The sequence below is a fragment of the Pseudanabaena sp. PCC 6802 genome, from assembly GCF_000332175.1.
Lineage (GTDB): Bacteria > Cyanobacteriota > Cyanobacteriia > Pseudanabaenales > Pseudanabaenaceae > PCC-6802.
In genome coordinates this window covers 2,423,780-2,442,629 of the sequence record NZ_KB235914.1, presented here as the reverse complement: position 1 = coordinate 2,442,629, position 18,850 = coordinate 2,423,780, and the positions used below count along the sequence as shown (strand labels likewise).

Sequence of the window (18,850 nt, the reverse complement as noted above, 5' to 3'; positions counted from 1 at the left end):
AATATTCTCGAGAGTGCGATCGCCCAATCGGGTTATTTCTAAAATAGACTCAAATGAAGACTCAAGAAACACGTTTCGATTTTTGCCATTGTCAGTATTTATCCGCCTTATCCGCCAAATTAAGTCATGACTCAAACCCTTAAAGTTTCATCCAATTGGCTCCGTAGGGCTAAGTTAGCTCTAGATCGCCATTTCAGCACGCAGAAAGCATTTGCGGCTGAGCTAGGACTTTCGACTCGTAAGGTTAGCGACTTTTTTAATGGCCGCCCAATCGACTCTGAGAACTTTCAGCGTATCTGTCAAAAGCTGGATCTGGAGTGGCAAAAAGTTGCAAGGATAGCACCAAAGGATTTGGAGTCAATGTCATCAGCGCCTCTGGCTTCTGAGACAAAGCCGATTGCAGCAGCCAGAGTTGCGCCCCCTACCACCCAACCCGCTCCTGTGGAAGAACCAAGCCTAACTCAAAGCACTTCTATCCCGCGATTGGCATCTCACTTATTTAAGAACTTTAATGCCCCTGGCAGTGTTGATGCCCTGCCGCGCAAAAAATTTGTACCCGTGAATGCGATCGAGGAGCCTGAGATCGATGATGATGAGGAATCTGATGATGTCGTCGAACCATTTACTCCAACGGGGTCGGTGGCATCAGTTCGACCAGAACCCGCTAAGCCTGTTGCATCAGCTAAATCTGGGGAACCGATCGAACCAGTCGCATCAGCTAAATCGGAACCTGTGAAGCCTATTGCGTCTGCCAAAGTTGTCGAGCCTGTTCAGCCTACTAAACCTGTCGAACCTGTTAAACCAGCGCCGAGCGAACCTATTGCACCTGTCCAAGTCGTCGAACCCGTTCAGCCTACCAAATCGGCAGATCCTGTTCAGTCGGTTAAAACCGTTGCATCTAAACCTCCTGCAGCACAACCTTCAAAAACTGAGCCTCAAGCTAAAGATGCGATCGCAACTAGCCCGCAAAAAGATAGTCCGCAAAAAGCTCAAGATGCCGCTAGTCTGACGCTCGAAGCCCTCCAAGCTGTCCTGGCTGAGTTGAATGAGTCGGAACCAAATATTATCCCCACACCTTTAGTGGGCGAGTCCCCAGAGGAAGAGATTGAGAGCAGAGAGCGCCCAACCAAAACTACCGATCGACCCACGGTTGAGGGTATGTGGGAGGAGGAAGATGGAACTGAACTGCCGTTAGAACATGATGATGTAGCCGAACTACCGTTAGAGCATTTAGAGGCATTAGCAGAGGACGATCTGTTAAAACAACCTGCTCCTGAGGTAGCGGCGATCGCGCTGCGAGTCATTCCCGAACGCGAGCAATCCGAGCGCCAGGATCTCAAACCACTGCTCAAGCAATATCGCGATGCCTGCGCGATCGAAGATTGGGATGCCGCATCGGAAGTAATTCGCTATACGGATTGGCACTACTTGAAAGAAATAGGTGAATTGCCATTAATACTGGAACTGCACAGACAACTGCTACCCAACAACTGGCGTAACGGTGGCAGTAAAGTCAGCGATCCCTATCGCCACTGGCAAATTTTGCACAATTGCGGTGGCGCTAGTTATTATCTCGGCGATCTAGATGCCGCAGTTGAGTTCTACGAAATGGCACTGAAGCTGGTGCCTCAACTCGATCGCCCCGATCTAGAGCTTTCGGTGCTGTACGGGCTGGGTCTGACCTATCAAGCTATGTGGCAGTACCAAACTGCGATTAAGTATTTCCAGCAATTCTTAATGCGATCGGGCGAGCAGCAGGATTGGCAGGCACAAACAGCCGCACTCTGTAGCTTGGGTAATATCTACTACGCGCTGCGGCAGTATCGCACCGCCATTAGCTATTATCAAAAATTCCTCAGTACCCCACCAGAGAGCGATCGCCAGGCTAGAGAAATCAGTATTCTCGGCAACCTGGGCAGCGCCTACTATAAATTAGGCGATTACCAGGCTGCCATAGATTGCCAGCAGCGATACCTAGGCATTACAAGAGTTGTGGGGAATTACGAAAAAGAGACGAATGCTTTGATTGCCTTGGGTTTTGCCTACAGTGCCCAAGGACTAGAACAAACGGCGATCGAATATCACCAACAAGCGCTCAACCTCGCCCGCCAACTGCGGAACGAACATTTACAGATGTCGGCGCTTAAAGGGCTGGGGCATGGTTATAGAGAGCTTGACAACCATCGCATGGCAATTTCTTGCTACCAGCAGTGGCTGGAGATTGCGAAGAAAAGCGGCGATCGCGACGAACAAGTGCAGGCCATGTATAGCTTGCGCAAGCTGCATAGTACCCTGGTCAAAGCCAATTAAATCTTCGGCAGAAATTCTTTGGGGTAAATTGCGAACTTCCGCGAACTTATTCGATCGCTGCGCGTCAATAGCGCGGTGGTTGGCTGGCAAGCATTGGGCATGGGATTAATTCAAACTTGTTTCCCAGGGTCTTGCGGTTATGCGAAAGCTCGGCTAACCTGTCAAAGCAAATTGTAAGGAGTTCAAGATCTATGGCATTTTTTGATTTGACTGAAGGCCCCGATAACCGTACATTTGCACCCGGCCAACTCGCAGGCGCTTCAGTTCGTGGTTTAGGCGGTAACGATACGATAAACGGCTCGGCTGATGCCGAAGATATCAACGGTAATACTGGGAACGACATACTTAGTGGTGGCGGCGGCAACGATACTCTTCTAGGCGGAAGAGAGAACGACATCATAAATGGCAATGATGGTAACGATCCGTGTAACGGCAACTTGGGTAACGATAGCGTTTTTGGTGGTGGCGGCGATGACATCGTGCGCGGGGGGCAGGATAATGACTCTGTCTTCGGCGATGATGGTAACGATTTCCTCTACGGCGACTTTGGCACGGATTTCCTTACCGGAGGTGCGGGCAATGATGTGTTTGTCCTCAGAACTGGTACTGCTGTAGCTAATCCTGCCTTTGCCGATGTAATTAATGATTTTGGCAATGGCATTGACCAGATCGGTCTTACTGCCGGTCTTACCGAAGCAGGTATCTCTCTGGTTTCTGGTGGTGGCAGCCTACCATTTTCTGCGTCTGATACGCTGATCAGAATTGGCACAGGCGGCGATTTCTTAGGTGTAGTACTCAACGTTACACCTGGTTTATTGACCGGACGCTTTACCAACGCTCCAGGTTAGTTTGGTGTGACGTAATACCCATACCCATCAACCCAATTTAGTTTTGATGCCAAATCCTGGTTTGCTAACCCCTTGTTACTCGAAGTCCGCGCAGGCGGACTTTGTTGGTGTCGCCGCGACTTCCAGTCGCCAGGCAATCTTAGGGGTAATTAATGCGGATTTGGTATGAGCCAAGAAATCAAATGTTCTTGGCTTTTCGCGATCTTCATGCTTAAATCCTGAAATTTTTAGGTTATTTGCTTGTGTTGGGTCAAGAGCAGGATAGCTTATATACACTAGCAATATCGGATTTGGCATGGGATACAGGAATTGCATCCCGCTGTACTCACAGAGACAGATCTACTTGCAGTTGTGTATAAGTTCCAGGGAGATTGGCTATGGATTTTTTCGATTTAACTGATGGTCCAGATAACCGTACGTTTGCACCAGGTGAGGTGGCTGGTCGTGCGGTAAGGGGTTTAGGGGGTGACGATACGGTTAGTGGCTCAGGCGATGACGAAGATATCAACGGCAACCTGGGAAACGACGTCATTGACGGTCGTGGTGGCAACGATACCATTCGAGGGGGTCAACAAAACGACTTTCTGACTGGTAGCGACGGCAACGACCTGGTTAACGGTAACTTAGGAGACGATAATGTTGGTGGTAATGCTGGTGACGATATAGTGCGCGGCGGTCAGGGCAGTGACGGTTTGAACGGTGACGATGGTAACGATTTTCTCTACGGCGATTTCGGTCAGGATTTTCTGATCGGAGGTGGTGGAGACGATGTTTTTGTACTCCGAACCGATACGGCGATAGCTAACGCAGCGCTAGCGGATCAAATTCTCGATTTTGGTCAGGGTGGCGATCTGATCGGCCTTACTGGTGGTCTCACTGAATCTGGTATCTCTCTAGTTTCTGGTGGTGGCAGCCTGCCATTTACTGCGGCTGACACGCTGATTAGAATTGGTACAACTGGTGACTTCCTGGGCGTTGTTTTGAATTTTACTCCAGGTCAATTAGCTGGGCGTTTTACCAGCGCTCCAGACTAAATTGCGCGCGATCGCAGCATCAAGACGGGCAGGTTTGCAATTTTAGCCTGTCCGTTTTGGTTAGTTCTAACTGGAAGCACTGGTATAGAAACGCAATGCGAAGCCCCAAAATATTCGCGAAGCAAAGAAAAGCGATCCGGCTAGAATAGCGGCTCCCAGTATCCAGATAATTTCACCCCGACCCAGCAAAGTTTCAGACGGCACCGTCGTTAAAAATGCGACGGGAATTACAAAGGTAAAAAAGAAGCGATAGGAAGTAGGGTAGGCAACCATAGGAAAGCGTCCTGCCTCTAAAAAGCCTCTGAGAACTTCTGTAACGTTATAGATTTTGACAAACCAAATACTGGTAGCGCCCAGCATAAACCAAATGCTGTAGAGGCTGAGAAATCCTAATAGCAAAGGGATAGCACCAAATAGATAGCTAGCAATTCCCAAATGCAGTTTCGTACCAGCGTAACCCAAGATAATTAACCCAAAAATACAATCCGGTAGGCCCCAAGGTGAAATAGTATGTGTTGATAGCCAGAATTGGCTGCTAATTGGTTTGAGTAAAACAAAATCCAAGGTTCCCTGCTGGACGCGATCGACAATGCGGCTGAGATTGGGGATGAGGAAAGTAGCAGCAAATCCTTGCAAAATTGTGAAAACTGCCAGTACTACTAAAGCTTCTTCCCATTGCCAACCGGAAAATGTATAGCCGGTTCGATAAAACAGAAATAGACCGAATAAGCTCCCAACAAGGCTGCCCAAACTACTTACTGCCGCCAGGACAAAATTAAGACGGTATTCCATCTCTGCTGCGATCGCCGTACTCCAGAATAACCTTAACGTCCGCCAGTATCTCTGCATTTTTTGTCTCCATTGCTCGATCTCGATCTTAGAGCGATCGCATACCCCAAAAAATCAACCTCTTATCCAGTTTGCCACCCTGCAGATAACTCTGGATATATTCGCCTTCACCGCCCGTGATAATGACTGGCGTGCGAGGAAACTGTTTTTGCCAATCAATGATGAAGCGCTTCAACCCTGCTACTACAGTATTGACAACACCGCTTTGCATGGATGCGATCGTGTCATTCGCCCACAAAGTCGGCAGTTCGCTGGGAGGGTTAGCTAAGGGTAATAATGCTGCATTGAGACGCAAGCATTTAAACTGGGCGTGCAACCCAGGTAAAATTGCCCCTCCGACTAAAGCAGGCGTAGCATCAATGCCAGTCAGTGTTAGCGATGTTCCAGCATCGATCGCTAAAACGGGATAACCATAGGTAACACCCGCCCCCAGTGCCACCAAGGCGCGATCTACTCCAAACGTTTTATAGATGCCTCCGATCGGTACCAACTGGCTGGAAACGATCTGGGTGTGCGCGAGTCCATGCCACGGCGTGACCACGTCTGGCACAACCGAAGCGATCAAAATCCGATCGTAGGAGTACCGATCTAATTCGTACTCTAACTCATCGAGTTCTATATGTGGCTTGACATATTCCACTGATATTTCCGTACCGCTAAAAATAGCAGCACGAATGTGAGTATTACCGATTGCGATCGCCAGCCATGTTTCTTTGGTCATCAAACAGCTTTTAAATATTCATTTACTTCAGGTACTTTTGGGCATAATTAGGCATAATATGACCTAACATCATTTTCCACCATTATTATGCCTAGAGAACCCAGAAAGCCTGACGAATATATTGTGCATCTGATGCTCGAAGGAAATCACGTCGCACATATGCGCTTTAATACGATCGAGGAAGTCAAAACCTGGTACGCATCTAAGTTTAAGCCCAAAGCCGAAGATGACGACCTGCTACTGATGCCCATGAAAGCTGATAATGAAATCCTATTCGTGCGTCCCAAGCGCGTTAACGCTATTCATGTCGAGCCAATATTCTCATCTAGTGTGGAAATGTTTTGAAGTATTTTGAGAGGGGATTTTACAACTCAGATAGGATTACTATAGAAGTATCTCACCGCGATCGAATACTTTTCCATCCGTGCCGATCGCTTCCGTCACGATCCGTTTCTCGTAGACTTCCAATGCTACAAAGCTGCGCTTGGCGATCGCGTAGGCAGTGGTTGCAGATTTTCCCACGGAACGAGTGTGAGCGCCGCCACCATGCACGATATAGGTCGTGCCTTTGATATCCTTCGAGCGCTCGTAGTTATGATCGTGCCCGCACAGATAGAGTTGAACGTTATATTTCGCAAATAGTGGAGAAAGATCGTCGATGAAAGCTTGGGTATTGCCATAGAACCCAGAGGAGTAGATGGGATGATGCCCAAATACGATCTTCCAGGGGGCATCGCTGGCAGCCAGGCTTTCCTCTAACCAGGCTAACTGTTTCTTCCAAGGGCTGTTAACATTGGTATCGATCCCAAAAAACTGTACCGATCCCTGACGAAATGTGTAGTAGCGATCTGGCATGTGGAAAGGCTTGTATTCGATCTGAGGTACGCCGTTATCGGTAATAATGTCGTGGTTGCCGAGTACGGCGTGAAATTCCACGCCCTTTGATAGTAGTGGTTTGTAAGGTTCCTCAAATACGCTCTTGACTCGCTCGATCTCGCCATTGGGATAGATATTATCTCCAGCTAAAATTACCAATGGATAGGGTTTTGCTTCGTAGTATTTTGCCATTGCATCTGCAACGGCGTATTGCCCAAAGTCACCCGTACCCGTATCGGCGATCGCGGTAAATCTGAGTAATGGGGTTTGCTCGTTACCCCTGGTGCTAACATTCTCGGCTTTGGCAGTATAAGAGCTTTGCGGATCGGGGCTGTTGGCGGATTTAGACTCCGAGCCAGGGCTAATCAACTTGGCGATCGTGCCCCCAGCAACAGCAGCCCCCAGTCCGGTGCCGACTAGTAATAGCATTTGTCTGCGTCTCATAGACATATAAAGCGCAACCTCTAAGTTAACCGTTTTATTGTAAAGGCATTATGGCAGAATGGCGATCGCTACCCATGTTATTCAACGTCATTGTAAGGTGGGCATTGCCCACCTTACCCATGAGGTCTTGTCCTGAGTGTAGGTTCTGATGCTGACAAGGACAGTTATTTCAGGTAAAGTTGCTCCCTGTTTTTGGTTTGGATAATCGGTCTGTGCCAATTGACCTATAGCGGTTTTCAGATGAAAACGAGAAGGGGGTTTGGGGGCGTTGCCCCCAAGAAGGGGTGGAACCCCTTCACCCCGTCAATCAAACCTGTTCTCAATTGAAAAACACTATATACCTTGAATCATTAAGAGAAATGCTATCTGTAATTGTTGGTACTCACGATACATCCTCCAGGCTTGGCGATTGCTGAAATAAGGCAAAACTGGCCAAGATGAGTGCTATCAATGCGAGTCCAGTTCTAATCCAATGCCATAGTGCCCAAGTACCGATCGCACTCGCAATCTGAGACAGTGCAAGCTGACGATTTAAGAATTCGGCATTTGCACCTGCGAAGTAGATCGGAAATGTGAGCGTACAGATGAAGATGCAGATTGCACTGAGTCCCAAATTGAATCGGCTTGAGGATTTCCAACCCGTGCCGAATGCTGCGATCGTTAGCACCAAAGCAACTAGATTTAACGGAAGCATGAGTACTGGAAACCGAAAGAAATGATCGCTCATCCAATTGAGAAAAACATCGGGTTCTACGGCTTGCCAAAATTTGACTACCACTAGGGCAATGAAGAGGAAAGCACCACAAAATAAACTGAGGGCAATTACAGAAAGTAAGTTGAAAAGTCTCGCAAGCTTGAACATGACTAAATCCTTAAATAACGCTACGTTGCGGTTCTGAGAGAGTAACGCGAATGGTGATGCTGCCATCATTGAGTAACCAAGGACGGACTTTGAAAGTACGTGCGCCGCTTGTGTGCATCGGATCGGCTTGTGCGATCGCAGTTGCTTCTTCTACAGATGTTGCTCGATAAATCAACATGCCATCACCTTCAAAATATTGTCCGTCATCTGTCCAGAGCGGTCCTGCTCCAAACAAAACATTGCGATCTTCAAGATCTCTCAAATAAGCTCGATGTTCTGGGAGATTCTGCTTTACTGCATCGAGGCTGTTGGCTGTTGAAGTTACAACATACAATTGCAGCCGCAATGAGGGTGCAGAACTCTCGACGATCTTGCTGGCTTCAATACGGGAGAAATTCATACAATCTTGCTCCTAACTTCAATTCGATACGGGAAACAATCAGATGTGAAACCATTTAGTGAATAGAAGGCAGAACGTTTTGAAACATGACCTGAATAATTTGCTGTCCAGTTGGAGTACTCCAGTCTTGAGCTAGTTCAGCCATAATTGTGTCCGTGGCAGTTAGGACGACTCCAGCGTTTTCCATGCGCCGACGTGACATTTCTTCTGCTAAATCAGAGGGTGAACCAGAAGCATCCATCACGGCTTGAACACTGAACCCAGCACTGACAGCATCAATCGCTGGAAATACAAGGCAAACACTGGTTGTGACACCTGCCATAATCAAATTCTTGCGACCTGTCTTAGCAACAGCATCTCTGAAGTTGGAGTCAGTCCAGGCATTAACGATTCCTGCTCGTTTAACTCTCGTAGCAAAAGCCTCTGGCACAATATCTTGTAGTTCTGGCAGTAGCGCTCCTTGAATGTTTTCTTCCTGACTACTGGTCAGCACGACAGGTATATTCAAGATGCTGGCAGTCTTAGCTAAGGCAAGCACATTCCTTTTAACTACATCCAGTGAAATATTCTTGATTAGCTGCATAGTTCCAATTTGATGATCGATCAACACTAGTGCAGTTTCTTCATGTTTGAAAATCGTATTCATGGTATCGATCCCTTAATTGAACCTCTTTGTTTTTTTAGCGTAAATCAACTATATTGCGTGTATCTTCAAATTCGCAAGTAGACACAAAATAGTGCTATACACACAAAAATGTATGCGTAAATCCAAAGATTCGACTCCTGCTCTACTTGACGCTCATCCCTATCTGCGCCAAACGCTCGACTTGATTGCCGATAAATGGGTTGTAGCAGCACTATATGTGCTGTCTCACGGTACAAAACGCTATGGTGAACTTCAGCGCGAGATTGGTGATATTTCTCAACGGATGCTCACACGAACTCTACGGGATTTGGAGCGAAACGGACTAGTTTCTCGCAAAGTTTATCCCGTTGTCCCGCCAATGGTCGAATATTCCCTAACGCCGCTCGGACAAACGCTGAATCAAGTTCTAAAGAGCCTATGTGAATGGTCAACTGCTAATTTTCAAGCCGTAGAAGAGGCAAGAGCGAATTACGACAGAATCGAAGAATAATCAAGAATTACGATCGTTTCAATGGTTTTGCTCTTGAGCATTAGCAGGAATTGTTCATTGTCAGAACTAATAACTAAAGCAGTAGAACATACGTATAAGACTTACTGTCTTTTCCCAAAATATGACCTTAGATTGAATAATTTGTGGCGTTAAAAAGCTAAATTTGTCTGAGAGATTAATTACTAATATAGGGGTGCCAATCGCAATGGGGAAAGTTAACGAAGAATTTGAAGTCGCTAAGACTGAGGCGGAATGGCAAGAAATTTTAACGCCGGAACAGTTTCAGGTGTTGCGCAAACACGGTACGGAACGCGCTCGCACCAGTCCCCTGGATAAGCAGTATGGCAAAGGTACTTACTTCTGTGCAGGGTGCGATCTGCCCCTGTTTAAATCCGACACCAAATTTAATAGCGGTACGGGTTGGCCGAGCTTCTTCGAGCCGATTGAAGGCGCGATCGCTACGTCAGTAGATCGCTCTTTATTCATGACTCGTACCGAAGTACATTGCCGCCGTTGTGGGGGACACCTGGGTCACGTATTTGACGACGGCCCCGCACCCACCAGCCAGCGCTATTGCATGAACGGTGTAGCTATGAAATTTGTGCCCGAGGCCGAATCCGAATAGTTGAATTACTTGCTCGACTTTACCTTGGGTTTAAAGAGTGCCAAGCTCATTTGTACTAATTGCTTGATTTTGCTTGGTAAGTCGGGCGTAATGATGCCTTGCGGGTAGAAAATGCTACCCAACACGATCAGCAAACCGAAAATGATAAACCGACCATCGCGCAGAAACTGAGATAACCAGATAGGAATACCACTGACTCCAGCGATCGCCCTTAAAGCTTCCGGTAAAGCCGTGAGCACCATACCGCCAATGACAGGGCCGACGAACGTGCGCGAGCCACCGATTAGCACAAATGCCAGGTAGGTGATACTAGCGTCAAACGTCCCCTGCTTGGCATTCCAAGTATTGAGAAAATGAGCGCTAACGGCTCCTACGGCACCAGCTAAAATCGCTCCCAACGTAAAGGAAAGTACCTTGTAGTAGGCGGGATTGATTCCCATTGCGCCAGCGGCTAGCTCATCTTCGCGGATTGCAGTGAGGGCGCGGCCAACTCGAATGCGTTCCAAGCGATAGATAAAGAACATACTCAAGATTAATAGGGGCAGCGCTACCCAGAGGTAATCGATCTGCGAATTAAATGGCTGGGGAATTCCTGGTATGCCGATCGCACCGCCGGTAATTTCTAAATTTTGACAAAGGAAGCGCAAGACCTCAACAAACGCGATCGTGGCGATCGCCAGATAAATACCCCGCAACCGCAGCACGGGAATACCCAGCAATATCGCGACGATCGCGGAAACTACTACTGCTAAAAGCATTTCCAGGAGCAATAGCGGCATCGGGAATGGGTTGAGTGGATTGCCATCCGGCGTGAGGAAATATTTAGTTGAGAGGATAGCTGAAATGTAGCCACCCAAGGCATAAAATCCAGGTGTTGCCAGCGATAACTGCCCTGCCATCAGCGGCAAATAGACAGAAAGTCCCAAAATTGCCCCAAAAACCATGGAAACAATGACGGTGCCGTAGGTGTTCAAAAATTCAATCATACTTTCTGCGCAAAACTGCGCCCTAACAGACCCTGGGGTCTAACTAACAACATTAGAAATAACACGGCAAATGCCACAGCGTCTTTGTAGGCGGAATAGTCGGCGGGGACAAATGCTTCAATTAGACCGATAACAATTCCACCCAATACCGCACCTGGAATACTACCTAAACCGCCCAATACGATTACAGCCAGTCCTTTAAGGCCGTAACTAACACCAAAGTAGGGGCCAGGAATCCCAACGCTGGTACCTAATAGCGTACCTGCCACTCCCGCCAAAAAACCTGAGATAAAGAAAGTGAACAGGATATAGAAATCGGTATTAATTCCCAACAAACTTGCAGTAGTAGCATTTTCCGCTACAGCACGCAAAGCTTTACCCAACCTTGTGAAGTTAATCAGATAGGTCAGAGCTACCAGCATAATACCCGAAACGCCAAACACCACTAATTGCGCTGTCCGTATCAGGATGGGACGGGCTTCTGTGCCAAAGTTGATGGCAGCAGGTAAATTTCCATAGACGTTATCGGGGAAGGTATAACTTTCAGATCCGACCAGGTACTGAATTAAATTTACAACTACGATCGCCACGCCTAAACTGGAAACGAGCGTGAGTAGGGGGTCAGCCTGTTTGAGCCGCAACGGACGAAACGCTAGACGCTCGATTACTACACTGACCAGTCCAGACAAAATACTCCCAAGCAACAGAGCGATCGAGAAATCTAAAGCAAAGGGTAATTTGGCATTTGCTAACAGACCGTTAAACCCAAATGCCCCTCCAGTGAGGCTGTAGGTAAAATATGCCCCTAGGGTAAACACGGCACCGTGCGCGAAGTTAATAATTCCCAGGATCGAAAATACCAGTGTATAGCCCAAAGCAAAAATGGCGTAGGCGCTACCCGTTGACACGCCATTGAGAAATTGCTGCAAAAATAAAGTGAAATCCATGCTTTGTGCCTATTTCTTTGCCTTATCGCGATCGAAATGTCGTACCAGATAGGCAGCAGCAAAATTACCGTGCTCGTGCTTCTCCAGGATGCTTACCAACTCAAACAGGCGGTTTGCCACATCTGCACCTAATTTATCAATTAATGTTTGCCGCTCTATCTCTGCTTGATGTATTTCTCGCATGTGCGCCTGCCACTGATTGGAGAATAGCTGCGGCACGTTGGTATGCAGGTTTAGATTCTCTAAGACTTCCCATTCACCGCGATCGCACCAAATGCCACTGCAACTGAGACAGCGTTCCACGTAGAAAGGTGTTTTTAAGGGTACTTTAGCTCTAGAAAGGTAAATACCGCACTCCGGGCAAAAGCCTGCTTTAGCATCAAATTCCGACGGTGTGAAGTTAGACGATTGCGTTAATGACGCTGGATACTGTGGAATTGACTGCTTACTAGCAGATGGCTGAGTTTGCTTAGCCTGCCAAGCACTGTACTCTAGGGCAGGTATCCAAACCCCTTGACACTGAGAACACTGTTGCGCTGCTAGATCGCCAGAGATTCTAGTCGCTTTTAAATCAGTTTCTTTATGTTTAGGGCAGTGCATAGTTCATACTCCTCTAATCGCAAACACTCACAAATAACCATCAATTCTCACCTGTCCCTGCCTTAGCACTTGCCAACCATCATCTGTCCATTTAACAACAGTTGAAGGTAAGCCGCTACCAGTAATCGCGTTTGGGTCGCGATCGCGCATAACGAGTACGTGGGGGAAGCAAGCTGCGATTTCTCCTAATTTTCGTAGAGGAGGGTCGCCACTTTTGTTAGCGCTGGTCGTGAGCAAAGGGCCAGTTTGCTGCAAAACGGCGATCGCCTCATCGCATTTGGGAATGCGAATCCCCAGTGTAGTTGCACCAGGATTGAGTCGCTTCCCGCGTTCGTTGGCAGGCAGAACTAAGGTTAAAGCACCCGGCAGCTTAGCGCAAGCCAACCGCTGCCAAATTGTTAGGGCAGGGCGATCGGTATCGACAAAATCTAGCAAAACCGCCAGTCGTGCCGCCATTAAGATCAAGGGCTTATCTTGAGGGCGCTCTTTCAGCGCAAAGATGGCTTCGGCTCGATCTGCAATCGAAGCGATCGCCGGAACCGTATCGGTTGGGAAACTAATTATCCGCCCCGATCGCGCTCCTGCAACTAAAGCCGCCATCGACACTAATGCCATAACAATTAACTATCTAACAAAAGCACAAACCGAAAGTACCTTATGCCGTAACGCTTGGGCAACTCCAGGTCTTGCTGAAAACCCAAGCACCTATAGATGTGTTGCGCAGGCAACATCAGTTCATTGGTGAAAAGACCGATCGAACCCGCTCTGTCACTTTTTGCCCTCGAAATACATGACAAGATTAAAACCTTGGCAATGCCTTTACCTCGATGCTGCGGGTGAACTGCCAATACGAGGATCGAAGCCATATCCGGCGTAAAAATTGCTGGGTCGCCTTTACCTGCCCGACAGTAAGCAACCGAGCCGACGATGTTATCGCCAGAACGACAGACTACAAACTCCGATCTCTCTGCCCTTTCTGCGATGTTGCGCAAGGTCTTCTGCATGATTTCCCACGATCCAGGCTGAAGATACGGCGCAAATTCTGCGTAGGCAGAGACATTCAGATCTGCGATCGCCTCGAAATCTTTACTTGTTGGGATCTCAATCGCATGCATACCGTTAGAAAATTTAAAACTCAGTTAATTGCTGAGATTAGGCGTAGATCGACTAAGGGAATTTCGCTCTGTACTTCTGGTCTGGTGACTTGAGCAATTACACCAGGGCCGAAAAATCTACCAATTTTTTCCTGTTTCTCTTGCCATGTTTCTAAACCAATCAGCGGCGACTGAAAGCGCAAAACTAAACTGTAGGTATCGGGTTGCCCCTCGGCTTGAAATACCTCTTCATAAATACCAGCTAAAACCGGTCTTTCCTCGTTGGTAGGACTCATACCTAATTTTTCCAACGCTGCATCCAGGTGAGCGCGGATGCCGTAGCGATAGCGGGTAACATCCTGGCGCACCTTTATTTGGGTTGGTGTTGCCTGGGTATCGCGCAATTTTAAAGCAAGATCGGAAGAGGGATATAAAAACTGACTGGGCTTAACTTCCGCTGATTTTAGGGCTGCGCCCCCAAGTAAAATAGGGATACCATAGAAAAATCCAGCGAGGTTGAGGGTAGGATTACCAGTAGCGTAGGCATATACGCCGATCGCACTTAATGCTATTCCGATTAGCAAAAATACCGAACTGAGAGAAATTTGTCGTAGCATATAAATGAAAAGTGCGAAACTAACTTAATACAGTTTTTATATAGTTTTTGCCAAGCAAGTCATGAAATGACTACAGCCACAGCTTAATTTATACGTTAGAGAGGCTACAATCTGCCAAGATTAAGGGAAATATTTAAGGGTAGCGGCACCAGTTATCTAAAATCTTAGTTGCTAACTTAGAAGTAGATTAACTAAAGGCTAGAATTTATTTCGGTCATTTAGATCGCTAACGTCTGAGCGATCGCTAGTGCTACCTCCAACCATTCGATCGTTATTTACGTCAGTTTAATTACACATACAGTTTAACCAAGTACGGAGCTAGAGGAATCGGGCATGAGCAAAGCCATCAACTTCCCCGCAGAAATTGAAACCATGTTGCCCAGCGATCGAGATGATGAGTCTGCTTTAGATCTAGAAGATCTGGAGAAAGATGATGATAGCCTCGATGATGAAGAGGAAGCTGGCAGTGCAATTGACATTTCCGGCGAGGATGAGGAAGATGGCAAGCCTGGTAAAGCCCGAGGCCCGAAAAAGCGTGCCAGCCAGGCTAAAAAGAAGCACTACACCGAGGACTCAATTCGACTGTACCTGCAAGAAATCGGTCGTATCCGTTTGCTACGGGCAGATGAAGAAATTGAGTTAGCGCGAAAAATTGCCGATCTGTTAGTTCTGGAGCAAACCCGCGAGAAGCTTGCTGCCCAACTGCAAATCGATAATCCCGAAGATGTGAAGGATTCGGATTGGGCAAAGGAAATGGAAATGCCCTTGGGCGATTTTCGGCGGCGCTTGCATTCGGGGCGGCGTGCCAAAGACAAGATGGTACAGTCCAATCTGCGACTGGTGGTATCGATCGCCAAGAAATACATGAATCGCGGTCTGTCGTTCCAGGACTTGATCCAGGAGGGCAGTTTGGGGCTGATCAGGGCAGCAGAGAAGTTCGATCACGAAAAGGGTTATAAGTTCTCTACCTACGCCACGTGGTGGATCCGTCAGGCAATTACCAGAGCGATCGCCGATCAATCGCGCACGATCCGCCTGCCCGTGCACCTGTACGAAACCATTTCGCGCATCAAGAAAACCACGAAACTTTTATCGCAGGAAATGGGGCGCAAACCAACTGAAGAGGAAATTGCCACCCGTATGGAAATGACAATTGAAAAGCTGCGCTTTATTGCCAAATCAGCGCAGTTGCCAATTTCTCTGGAAACTCCGATCGGGAAGGAAGAGGATTCGCGTCTGGGCGACTTTATCGAGTCCGACGGTGAAACACCGGACGATCAGGTTGCTAAGAATCTGTTGCGCGAGGATTTAGAAAGCGTACTCGGTACGCTTAGCCCTAGGGAACGGGATGTATTAAAACTGCGCTACGGTCTCGACGACGGACGCATGAAGACATTGGAAGAAATCGGTCAAATTTTCAACGTTACCCGCGAGCGCATTCGCCAAATCGAAGCCAAAGCTCTGCGCAAACTCCGCCACCCCAACCGCAACAGCGTTCTGAAGGAATATATTCGCTAGGGTAATTTCAGTTCGTACAACTTTGATGCAACCTAACAACAATAGTTAGCGAAGGTTGAGGTAACGGCTATGGCTGTAACTACAGATAAATGGACGGTTGAGAGATACCATCAAGCGATTAAGGAGGGTCTGTTTCAGGATGTCTCCGTTGAGTTGTTGCAGGGAGAAATTGTTTTAATGCCGTCAGAGGGAGTACCTCATGCTTACTCCAATACAGAGGTTGCGGATTATCTAAGAACATTGCTGGGCGATCGCGCTAAAATCCGCGACGCTATTGCTCCGGCAATAATAGAACCTACATTTTTTGAGCAGTGTTCCTTGAAACAACGGTATCTCCTGTAATATCTCAGGTTGCCGGAGCAGTAAACCTGTAACCCTTCCCAACGATTCCGAACCAGAAACAGATATCGCAGTTGTGAAGCCATTGGGCAAACTCTATCTCGAACATCATCCCTATCCCGATGATATCTTCTGTCTGATTGAATTTTCCCAAGCCACACTGAGTAAAGATTTGGGGCGCAAAAAGTCGATCTATGCCGAAGCGGGCATCCAGGAATATTGGGTTGTCGATCTTAATAATGCACGGTTAATTGTATTTAGGGATTTGGTCAACGGTGAATATACTACGGAATTGATATTAACTTCTGGGGCGATCGCTCCCCTGACATTTGCCGATCTACAAATTCCGATTGCCCAACTATGCCAAGTATAGAAAAACCTCAGGTTTAATATGCGATCGCATCCCCAGGAGCTTAGAATCTACGAAACAAGCCAGGGAGAAACTCCATTCTCATCTTGGCTAAGCTCATTACGAGATCGAGAGGCTAGAGCAAGAATTAGGAAAAGACTAGATCGTATAGAGCTAGGAAACTTAGGCGATTATCGCTCTGTCGGAGGAGGGGTGTTTGAGTTTAAAATTGATTATGGGCCTGGCTACCGGGTATATTTTGCTCAGATCGATCTACTTATTATTCTGCTACTATGTGGTGGAGACAAAAGCACTCAAGAACGCGATATTTTACAGGCTAAACAATTTTGGCTTGACTACAAGCAACGCGAACATGCCAACGAGTAGGAGCTATCATTCTTATTTAATTGAGTCTCTAAAAGATCCTCAAGAGGCAGCAGCCTACTTAGATGCTGTGTTAGAAGAGTGTAATTATGATGAATTGCTTTTAGCATTAAGAAATGTTGCAGAAGCTAGGCTTGCCATGTTAGACAGTTCATCAACAATCTTGAATCAAGAAGCAATCCAAAATATTCTTTCTCAGTCAACTAATTTAAATCTGCCTGTTTTAATTCAAGCATTAAATGAATTAGGCTTTAAGCTTTCAGTTATACCAGTAGGAGATGCCGCGTAGCTAAAAAATCTAGTAAATCCTTTCTAGCACGCTCATCGCTTAGCTTCATATTTCTTAAACGAACTCAACCCGATCGGCGTGGTATTTGGGTGGAGGAAGTTGCCCAAAATCAAAACTGTTTTGTGAAAGAAGATCGATATGCTTATGTCTCTAGAAGATCTGAAAAACATTGCTGAACGTCATTCCTTTGATGATGAAGCCTGGTTTCGCTTGGCTAATGCCTATGTAAGCCAGGAAATGTGGGAAAATGCCATCCCTACGTTTGAGCGAGCGATTTCTATTCGCCACGAATATGCTGCAAATCATTACGATCCTGCCAATACTTTGGCAAGTACCGCCAATATTTTGGATGCAGCTTTTGATTACTATCAACGTACTCTTGAAATGGAAGCTGACTATGCAAGCTGCTATCTGCACTATGGTTATTACCTTCACGGTAATTTACAGACAGCAGAAGCAGAAACTGCTTATAGAAAAGCTACTGAAATCAATCCTGAATTTGCCGTTGCCTATCTAGAGCTAGGAAATATTGAATACGACCGCAGCAACTATTCACTGGCGATCGAATGTTTTAACAAAGCAATTGCTTGCAATCCTGACTATGCAGAGGCTTACTGCAATATCGGCAACTGTCTCGCTAACCAAGGAATGTATGAAGGAGCTATCGCTTGTTATGAAAAAGCATTCGGTATTAATCCTAATTTGCCTGACCTCTTGGGAAAGCTGAACCAAATTTACGTCAAATTTGTGCCTCGCTGGCATTTCCCTATGATGAACGATGAATATCGCAATAATTGTTATGAAAGAGCATTGAAAAGAGCAATAGGAGATGATTCTATTGTGTTAGATATTGGTTCTGGTTCTGGCTTACTTGCGATGATGGCAGCAAGGGCAGGAGCTAGCCATGTCTATACCTGCGAGAAAGTAAAACCGATCGCTAATATCGCGCGTCAAATCATTCAAGCAAATGGCTACAGCGCTCGCATCACAGCGTTTAACAAGATGTCCAACGATCTCAAAATTGGCAGCGATCTAGCAGAACCTGCTGATGTTTTGGTAAGTGAAATCTTAGATGTTGGACTATTAGCAGAATACGTCGTCCCTTCAGTTCGCCATGCCCGCAGCGAATTGCTGAAGCCCAATGCCAAAATCATTCCCAAATCTGCAACTGTCTATGCTGTCTTACTTGATAGTATAGATATCTTTCATGAGGATAGAGTCCAAAATGTATCGGGATTCGACTTGAGTTTATTTAATGCTTTCTCCAATCGTTCATCATATCTGCAATTGTTCGTACGCCATTTCCCTTATCAATCGTTGTCCGAGCAATTTGAGGTTTTTACGTTCGACTTTGATGGTGATGACATTAAGCCTGAAACCCGCAATTTGTCAGTCCCAATTATTCAAAGCGGCACCTGCCATGCAATCGCTTTTTGGTTCGGTTTGTGGCTAGATGATGAGATCTATTTAGAAACTAGTCCGTTTGTTCGAGATACCTGTTGGATGCAAGCTGTGTACATTATGGAATCTCCCCCCTCTTTAGAGTTAGGACAAATAGTAACTGTTAATGCCAGTCACGATACTACCCACATTAACTTGAAACTAGTCTGCTAAAACATGTC

At 46.7% G+C, this 18,850-nt stretch carries 23 protein-coding genes and 1 pseudogene; 11 read left to right on the top strand and 13 right to left on the bottom strand.

Annotation, left to right across the window (positions count from 1 at the left end):
- Nucleotides 1–126 precede the first annotated feature (126 nt).
- Both PSE6802_RS0116775 and PSE6802_RS29340 read left to right on the top strand, forming a co-directional pair.
- Nucleotides 127–2,310: a tetratricopeptide repeat protein gene (locus PSE6802_RS0116775; RefSeq protein ID WP_019501203.1), complete on the top strand. Its 2,184-nt coding sequence runs from the start codon at nt 127–129 to the stop codon at nt 2,308–2,310.
- 191 nt (nt 2,311–2,501) lie between these two features.
- A complete protein-coding gene (locus PSE6802_RS29340; RefSeq protein ID WP_019501202.1) occupies nt 2,502–3,158 on the top strand; it encodes a calcium-binding protein in 657 nt (218 codons plus the stop codon).
- A 75-nt stretch (nt 3,159–3,233) separates the two neighbouring features.
- Here the strand turns inward: PSE6802_RS29340 and PSE6802_RS34115 are convergent, their stop codons facing one another.
- Nucleotides 3,234–3,473, bottom strand: a complete 240-nt coding sequence (locus tag PSE6802_RS34115; RefSeq protein WP_019501201.1) for a hypothetical protein — start codon at nt 3,471–3,473, stop codon at nt 3,234–3,236.
- Between the two features lie 62 nt (nt 3,474–3,535).
- Here PSE6802_RS34115 and PSE6802_RS0116760 point away from each other — a divergent pair, with 62 nt between their 5' ends.
- The gene (locus PSE6802_RS0116760; protein ID WP_019501200.1) at nt 3,536–4,192 is read left to right on the top strand and encodes a calcium-binding protein; all 657 of its coding nucleotides are present in this window, start codon (nt 3,536–3,538) and stop codon (nt 4,190–4,192) included.
- Between the two features lie 66 nt (nt 4,193–4,258).
- Here the strand turns inward: PSE6802_RS0116760 and PSE6802_RS0116755 are convergent, their stop codons facing one another.
- Complete coding sequence (locus tag PSE6802_RS0116755) at nt 4,259–5,041, bottom strand: ABC transporter permease (protein WP_019501199.1); 783 nt, start codon at nt 5,039–5,041, stop codon at nt 4,259–4,261.
- A 28-nt stretch (nt 5,042–5,069) separates the two neighbouring features.
- Nucleotides 5,070–5,762: a type III pantothenate kinase gene (locus tag PSE6802_RS0116750; protein WP_019501198.1), complete on the bottom strand. Its 693-nt coding sequence runs from the start codon at nt 5,760–5,762 to the stop codon at nt 5,070–5,072.
- Between the two features lie 87 nt (nt 5,763–5,849).
- Here PSE6802_RS0116750 and PSE6802_RS0116745 point away from each other — a divergent pair, with 87 nt between their 5' ends.
- Nucleotides 5,850–6,107: a hypothetical protein gene (locus tag PSE6802_RS0116745; protein ID WP_019501197.1), complete on the top strand. Its 258-nt coding sequence runs from the start codon at nt 5,850–5,852 to the stop codon at nt 6,105–6,107.
- Nucleotides 6,108–6,146: 39 nt separating this feature from the next.
- On the opposite strand, the gene PSE6802_RS0116740 is transcribed toward PSE6802_RS0116745, so the two are convergent.
- From PSE6802_RS0116740 to PSE6802_RS0116725, 4 genes are all read right to left on the bottom strand, one after another.
- Nucleotides 6,147–7,088, bottom strand: coding sequence for a metallophosphoesterase (locus tag PSE6802_RS0116740; protein WP_026103352.1), 942 nt, complete (start codon nt 7,086–7,088; stop codon nt 6,147–6,149).
- 376 nt (nt 7,089–7,464) lie between these two features.
- The gene (locus PSE6802_RS0116735; protein WP_019501195.1) at nt 7,465–7,944 is read right to left on the bottom strand and encodes a DUF1772 domain-containing protein; all 480 of its coding nucleotides are present in this window, start codon (nt 7,942–7,944) and stop codon (nt 7,465–7,467) included.
- A gap of 10 nt (nt 7,945–7,954) precedes the next feature.
- The gene (locus PSE6802_RS0116730) at nt 7,955–8,344 is read right to left on the bottom strand and encodes a YciI family protein (RefSeq protein ID WP_019501194.1); all 390 of its coding nucleotides are present in this window, start codon (nt 8,342–8,344) and stop codon (nt 7,955–7,957) included.
- Between the two features lie 55 nt (nt 8,345–8,399).
- Nucleotides 8,400–8,990, bottom strand: a complete 591-nt coding sequence (locus tag PSE6802_RS0116725) for an isochorismatase family protein (RefSeq protein ID WP_019501193.1) — start codon at nt 8,988–8,990, stop codon at nt 8,400–8,402.
- A 112-nt stretch (nt 8,991–9,102) separates the two neighbouring features.
- On the opposite strand from PSE6802_RS0116725, the gene PSE6802_RS0116720 reads away from it, so the two are divergent.
- Together PSE6802_RS0116720 and msrB are read left to right on the top strand one after the other, a co-directional pair.
- Nucleotides 9,103–9,480 (top strand): winged helix-turn-helix transcriptional regulator, encoded by a 378-nt coding sequence (locus tag PSE6802_RS0116720; RefSeq protein WP_019501192.1) that lies wholly within the window; start codon nt 9,103–9,105, stop codon nt 9,478–9,480.
- A gap of 205 nt (nt 9,481–9,685) precedes the next feature.
- Nucleotides 9,686–10,105 (top strand): peptide-methionine (R)-S-oxide reductase MsrB, encoded by a 420-nt coding sequence (gene msrB, locus PSE6802_RS0116715; protein WP_026103351.1) that lies wholly within the window; start codon nt 9,686–9,688, stop codon nt 10,103–10,105.
- 5 nt (nt 10,106–10,110) lie between these two features.
- Here msrB and PSE6802_RS0116710 read toward each other — a convergent pair whose 3' ends face one another.
- The 6 genes from PSE6802_RS0116710 to PSE6802_RS0116685 are packed head-to-tail and all read right to left on the bottom strand — an operon-like array spanning nt 10,111 to nt 14,349.
- Nucleotides 10,111–11,091: a branched-chain amino acid ABC transporter permease gene (locus PSE6802_RS0116710; protein ID WP_019501190.1), complete on the bottom strand. Its 981-nt coding sequence runs from the start codon at nt 11,089–11,091 to the stop codon at nt 10,111–10,113.
- Nucleotides 11,088–12,038: a branched-chain amino acid ABC transporter permease gene (locus PSE6802_RS0116705; RefSeq protein ID WP_019501189.1), complete on the bottom strand. Its 951-nt coding sequence runs from the start codon at nt 12,036–12,038 to the stop codon at nt 11,088–11,090. Before PSE6802_RS0116705 ends, PSE6802_RS0116710 begins: the two co-directional genes overlap by 4 nt.
- Nucleotides 12,039–12,047: 9 nt before the next feature.
- Nucleotides 12,048–12,638 carry a zf-TFIIB domain-containing protein gene (locus PSE6802_RS0116700; protein ID WP_019501188.1) on the bottom strand — a complete coding sequence of 197 codons (591 nt, stop codon included), beginning with the start codon at nt 12,636–12,638 and terminating at the stop codon, nt 12,048–12,050.
- Nucleotides 12,639–12,665: 27 nt separating this feature from the next.
- Nucleotides 12,666–13,253 (bottom strand): L-threonylcarbamoyladenylate synthase, encoded by a 588-nt coding sequence (locus PSE6802_RS0116695; RefSeq protein WP_019501187.1) that lies wholly within the window; start codon nt 13,251–13,253, stop codon nt 12,666–12,668.
- A 5-nt stretch (nt 13,254–13,258) separates the two neighbouring features.
- Nucleotides 13,259–13,753: a GNAT family N-acetyltransferase gene (locus PSE6802_RS29335; protein WP_019501186.1), complete on the bottom strand. Its 495-nt coding sequence runs from the start codon at nt 13,751–13,753 to the stop codon at nt 13,259–13,261.
- Between the two features lie 20 nt (nt 13,754–13,773).
- Nucleotides 13,774–14,349, bottom strand: a complete 576-nt coding sequence (locus PSE6802_RS0116685; protein ID WP_019501185.1) for a DUF2854 domain-containing protein — start codon at nt 14,347–14,349, stop codon at nt 13,774–13,776.
- Nucleotides 14,350–14,682: 333 nt separating this feature from the next.
- Between PSE6802_RS0116685 and rpoD the strand changes: the two genes are divergently transcribed.
- The 5 genes and pseudogenes from rpoD to PSE6802_RS31220 all read left to right on the top strand — a co-directional run bounded on the left by rpoD (nt 14,683) and on the right by PSE6802_RS31220 (nt 18,842).
- Nucleotides 14,683–15,867: an RNA polymerase sigma factor RpoD gene (gene rpoD, locus PSE6802_RS0116680; protein ID WP_019501184.1), complete on the top strand. Its 1,185-nt coding sequence runs from the start codon at nt 14,683–14,685 to the stop codon at nt 15,865–15,867.
- Between the two features lie 69 nt (nt 15,868–15,936).
- Nucleotides 15,937–16,579: pseudogene (locus tag PSE6802_RS35870) on the top strand (Uma2 family endonuclease).
- An 18-nt stretch (nt 16,580–16,597) separates the two neighbouring features.
- The gene (locus tag PSE6802_RS0116670) at nt 16,598–16,942 is read left to right on the top strand and encodes a type II toxin-antitoxin system RelE/ParE family toxin (RefSeq protein ID WP_019501183.1); all 345 of its coding nucleotides are present in this window, start codon (nt 16,598–16,600) and stop codon (nt 16,940–16,942) included.
- Nucleotides 16,929–17,228, top strand: coding sequence for a helix-turn-helix domain-containing transcriptional regulator (locus PSE6802_RS0116665; RefSeq protein WP_019501182.1), 300 nt, complete (start codon nt 16,929–16,931; stop codon nt 17,226–17,228). The genes PSE6802_RS0116670 and PSE6802_RS0116665 overlap by 14 nt, the downstream gene beginning before the upstream one ends.
- Nucleotides 17,229–17,372: 144 nt before the next feature.
- On the top strand, nt 17,373–18,842 hold the full coding sequence (locus tag PSE6802_RS31220) for a tetratricopeptide repeat protein (RefSeq protein ID WP_019501181.1): 1,470 nt from the start codon (nt 17,373–17,375) through the stop codon (nt 18,840–18,842).
- Nucleotides 18,843–18,850: the final 8 nt, after the last annotated feature.